We start from the raw sequence: 4,590 nt of genomic DNA on the forward strand, positions 1-4,590 counted from the left end.
TTCGCTAAACTCAAAGAAAATCGACGCTTAGCATTACGATTTGAGAAATCCGATCTCTCTTTCCTTGCCTTTATAGCTTTAGCATCTATTAAATACAACCTTTGTTAACAGTGCCTAATATAACATTATAAGATTTAGCTATCTCAATCGCTTTCAGCATATTAGCTTTGTTCTTTTCATCATCATACTCATCCATCGGCTGAACATATACCGGAATATTATAATCACTCTGCCCTACTTCATGAATATCATTATATCTCTTATCATAAGCAGATATTAAAAACTTGATAGCAGTTGCCCTCACCAAGATATCTTCTCTAATTCTGGAATACATACCAGAAACATTCTTGGGTGAACATACTATTGTTACCTTGTTATCAATTTCATTGTATAAAGTACCATTCGTCTCTATCTGCACATCCTTTTTATATGATGTTAATAGCTTACACAATGGACCAAGCGTTTGCCTAAAAGGCTCCCCTCCAGTGATAACAACAAGCCCCTCGTGAGCTAAAACTCTAGTTGCTATTAGATCTACATCTAACACTTCATAAGAATCAAACTCTGTATCACAAAAATTACATGCAAGGTTGCAGCCAGAAAGCCTGATAAACGTTGCAGGCCTACCAGCAAATGGACCTTCTCCTTGTATAGTATGAAAAATAGAATGAACCTTTAGGCTAGAACCGTCACCACTTTCTGGTTTCAGTTTTATATTATTACCAAACATTAGTTATTTTATACCCGTTGATCCAAATCCACCCACACCCCTTACTGTTTCATTAAGCTCTTCAACCATATTCCAATTTACTGTTTCAAATTTATTTAGAATAAGTTGCGCAATCCTCATGCCTCTTTCAACAGTAAAATCATCTCCACCAAGGTTTATAAGTGGCACAAAGATCTCACCCCTATAATCAGCATCTACTGTGCCCGGAGCATTGACTAAAGTAATACCATGCTTGATAGCAAGACCAGATCTTGGCCTTATCTGAACTTCGTACCCCTCCGGTATAGAAATTGCTATTCCAGTTGGAATCAACTTTCTTTCCATACTTTTAATCACTACCCCTTGATCTATAGCTGCCATTAAATCCATACCAGCACTGTAGAGAGTGGCATATGAAGGCAGTGGTAGATCCCGTAGATTACTTAATCTTTTTACATCTAAAAACATTTGGCACTAAGAATATATCACTTGCCCTGGCAAGATAAGCAAAAAAGCCCCTTATTACAAGCAGAATTGTAAGCCTACCTCATCTTCACATACTTCTTTAATTACAATTTAATAAGACCTACAAGCTATATACCTCCAAGTACATAATTCAGTATCCCACCACTTTTGAAATATTCAAGCTCCATATCTGTATCTATTCTGCAAAGCAACTGCGCCTCTTCAATTATCTTACCATCTCTTAAGAACATACATTTAACAAACCCCTTAGGTTTAAGGGTTGCAAGCCCAATTATATCTACAAAGTCCTCACCATTTATGTTCATCTTGCCCTGGAATTGCAATGGAACAACCCCCATGCCGATCAAATTAGATCTGTGTATCCTTTCAAAGCTTTCTGCAATAACAGCTTTAACACCTAATAGCATAGTACCCTTTGCTGCCCAATCCCTTGAAGAGCCGGTTCCGTATTCCTTACCAGCAATAATAATAAGCGGGACACCACTTTTTCTATATCGTTCTGAAGCCTCAAATATGCTAACAATTTCTCCAGAATCATAGTGCTTTGTATAACCACCCTCTTTTCCATCAGCAAGTTCATTCAAAAGACGTACGTTTGCAAACGTGCCCCTCATCATTACCTCATGGTTACCTCTTCTTGCACCATATGAATTAAAATCTCCAACATTAATACCATGATCAATAAGATATTCCCCAGCTGGAGAATTCTTAGGTATTGAGCCAGCAGGACTTATATGATCTGTTGTAATACTATCACCAAGGATTGCTAGTATCCTTGCATTTTTGATATCTGAAATATTAACATCATTATCAAAAAATGGTGGCTTCTTCACATATGTACTGCTTTCATCCCAGCTATACCTCGTGCTTTGTGTAGTATTTATTTTTTTCCAATCCTCAGTTCCATCAAACACATTATTATATTTTTCCTTAAACATTTCAGAAGTTATGGAGCTGGCAATAGTATCATTAATTTCTTTATTAGAAGGCCATATATCTTTTAGATATACATCACCTTTTTCATTACTACCAATAGGGGTTTTTTCAAAATCAATATCTATCTCTCCAACTAATGCATATGCAACACATAGCATTGGTGATGCAAGATAGTTCGCTCTAACTAGTGAATGAACACGGCCTTCAAAGTTCCTGTTTCCAGAGAGCACAGAACAAACGACCATCTTATTTTTTGATATTACATCCTCTATCTTAGGATCAAGAGGCCCAGAATTACCTATGCACGTTGTGCAGCCATAACCTACTGTTTGAAACCCTAAGGAATCTAGATATTTTTCAAGCCCTGACTTTTTCAAATATTCAGTAACAACCTGAGATCCTGGCGCAAGAGAAGTTTTCACCCATTTCTTTGTATTCAGTCCAGCCTCTACGGCTTTTTTTGCAATCAATCCAGCACCTATCATAGCAAACGGGTTAGATGTATTAGTACAGCTTGTAATGGCGGCTATAACCACAGAGCCATTTTTTATCCCCCCTACCCCATCAACTGTAAAAGATTTTCCAATATTAGAATGATCCTTGCTTAATGCCGGAAGCGCATCTACAAAATTTTGAGAAACACCTGAAAGCTCCACACGATCCTGAGGACGTTTAGGGCCAGCCATACTAGGCACTATTGAAGAAAGATCAATTGTAAAAGTTGTATGAAAAACAGGACTTTGACTTTCATCATACCATAAATGCTGCTCCTTAGCATATTTCTCCACAATCACAGCTCGCTCTTTTCGTGCTGTTTGCTCAAGGTATTTTATTGTCTCTCTATCTATAGGGAAAAATCCACATGTAGCACCATATTCAGGCGCCATATTTGATATAGTGGCCCTATCTGCCAATGTTAATTCTTTAATACCAGCACCATAAAACTCAACGAATTTACCTACAACTCCCTTAGAGCGTAATTCATTTGTAACTACAAGCACAAGATCAGTTGCAGTTACTCCTTCTTGCAGTTTGCCTATAAGCTTAACACCTACTACGGCAGGGGCAAGCATTGATATAGGTATTCCAAGCATTGCCGCTTCTGCCTCTATTCCACCAACTCCCCAACCTAAAATCGATAACGCATTTACCATTGTTGTATGGCTATCTGTACCTACGAGTGTATCTGGAAAAATGTATGATACCCCATCCACAGATCTAGTGCTTATAACATCAGAAAGATGCTCAAGATTAACTTGGTGACATATACCAGTTCCAGGCGGAACAACCCTAAAATTTTCAAAAGAATTTTGCCCCCATTTCAGAAATTTATATCTCTCGATATTTTCATCCATTTCTATCTTTATGTTATAAGAAAGTGCATCGGATGTTGCGCTCTTTCCAACCTTAACCGAATGATCTATAACAAGATCAACAGGTATTAAGGGATTAATCTTTTTAGGATCTTTTCCTTTTTTGTAAGCAGCATCACGCATGCTAGCAAGATCTACAACTGCAGGAACACCAGTAAAATCCTGCATCAATACTCTAGCAGGGTAGAATAATATATCGTATTCTTTTTCAGTCTTCATTGATATATAATCCACAAAGTTCTGTATATCTGATGCACCGCCTTGATGCCTGAGCAAATTTTCTAGCAATACTCTTGCAGAATACGGCATTTTATCTAATTGCACACCAAGATCAGAGCATGCACTTTTTATATCAAATAAGTGATAAGTCTCAACCCCTATAATAAGCTCCTTAAGATAAGTGCTTTTACTATTAAATATATTAATCATTTGCCAATTAAGATCTCCACAACATACATAAATGATATTATTAGTATTATTATCTAATTCAATACAGCTTTTAAATTATGTATAGTATTGTTTAATCACCAAACCTATAGTTGTGGAATTGAATCTGTTTAGCCTACCCCTTAGGGTAATATTTTTTCAATAAGCTAATACAAACATAACTTTATTAACTTTAAGTATAATAATTGCCATCTAAAATCTTTAGATAATACTGAATATGATTAGGAGTTACTTTTAATAAGTAGCCAGAGCTATTTTTTATATTATTGCGATGAAAGAAAATTTAAAAATTGATCTTCAAGATAGTATCAAAGAGCTTATTGAAGCTGTGATGCAACTAGCATCGATATCATCAGAATTAAGCAGATTAGATAGAATATTTAATGAAGCTGGTTATAAGATAGAGTTGAATTATACTATCAGTAATATTGCGCGGCTAGCAACTATGGCAAGAGTTATAAAAAATTGTGACGATTTTTTAAATTCACGTAGCAATAAGTTGGTTATTAAAAAAGCCGATCTATTAGGCACTGTTAACAAAGGTTGTATTTAATAGATGCTAAAGCTATAAAGGCAAGGAAAGAGAGATCGGATTTCTCAAATCGTAATGCTAAGCGTCGATTTTCTTTGAGTTTAGCG

4 protein-coding genes are annotated in these 4,590 nt (G+C 36.1%); 1 reads left to right on the forward strand and 3 read right to left on the reverse strand.

Annotated features, from left to right (window positions below; translation table 11 throughout):
* Positions 1–88: 88 nt before the first annotated feature.
* The 3 genes from Cyrtocomes_RS05405 to acnA form a co-directional block, all read right to left on the reverse strand.
* Positions 89–730 (reverse strand): 7-carboxy-7-deazaguanine synthase QueE, encoded by a 642-nt coding sequence (locus Cyrtocomes_RS05405; RefSeq protein ID WP_322498170.1) that lies wholly within the window; start codon positions 728–730, stop codon positions 89–91.
* A gap of 3 nt (positions 731–733) precedes the next feature.
* Positions 734–1,177 carry a dUTP diphosphatase gene (gene dut / locus Cyrtocomes_RS05410; protein ID WP_322498171.1) on the reverse strand — a complete coding sequence of 148 codons (444 nt, stop codon included), beginning with the start codon at positions 1,175–1,177 and terminating at the stop codon, positions 734–736.
* A 125-nt stretch (positions 1,178–1,302) separates the two neighbouring features.
* Entirely contained in the window at positions 1,303–3,933 is a 2,631-nt protein-coding gene (gene acnA, locus Cyrtocomes_RS05415) for an aconitate hydratase AcnA (protein WP_322498172.1), read from the reverse strand.
* A 289-nt stretch (positions 3,934–4,222) separates the two neighbouring features.
* On the opposite strand from acnA, the gene Cyrtocomes_RS05420 reads away from it, so the two are divergent.
* Positions 4,223–4,504 carry a hypothetical protein gene (locus tag Cyrtocomes_RS05420; RefSeq protein WP_322498173.1) on the forward strand — a complete coding sequence of 94 codons (282 nt, stop codon included), beginning with the start codon at positions 4,223–4,225 and terminating at the stop codon, positions 4,502–4,504.
* Positions 4,505–4,590: the final 86 nt, after the last annotated feature.

Origin of the sequence: Candidatus Cyrtobacter comes (assembly GCF_034470605.1) — a bacterium.
Classification (GTDB): Bacteria; Pseudomonadota; Alphaproteobacteria; order Rickettsiales; family Midichloriaceae; genus Cyrtobacter; species Cyrtobacter comes.